This is a genomic window from Flavobacterium buctense (genome assembly GCF_014486695.1).
Classification (GTDB): Bacteria; Bacteroidota; Bacteroidia; order Flavobacteriales; family Flavobacteriaceae; genus Flavobacterium; species Flavobacterium buctense.
This window is the reverse complement of record NZ_JACTAB010000043.1, coordinates 1-261: the sequence shown is the minus strand read 5'-3', so window position 1 is coordinate 261 and position 261 is coordinate 1. Positions and strand designations below refer to the sequence as shown.

Annotated in this window: 1 protein-coding gene; it reads right to left on the bottom strand. The window is 48.7% G+C overall.

The annotated features are described in order from the left end of the window. Positions 1–261: hypothetical protein (locus ICG50_RS13085; RefSeq protein WP_187661339.1), on the bottom strand; the 261-nt coding region annotated here is incomplete at both ends.

Genomic DNA, 261 nt, shown 5'->3' with positions numbered 1-261 from the left:
TACCGATACAGCCGGAGCTGGTGTGATAGTAAAGCTTCTGCTTACTGTTGAAGTCTCATAACACTTATCGGTTACAGTATAAGTTACTGTAGTGGTTCCTCCACAAGCACTTGGTGCGCTTACTTGTCCATAGCTTCCGCTTGGAGCACATCCACCGCTTACGGTAAATCCGCCTAACCACGTAGCAAACGCTGCATCAACTGCCGCTTGGTCTGCATAAGCACAAGCACTAGTTGAACTAGCCGTTGGTGCTGTTACCGA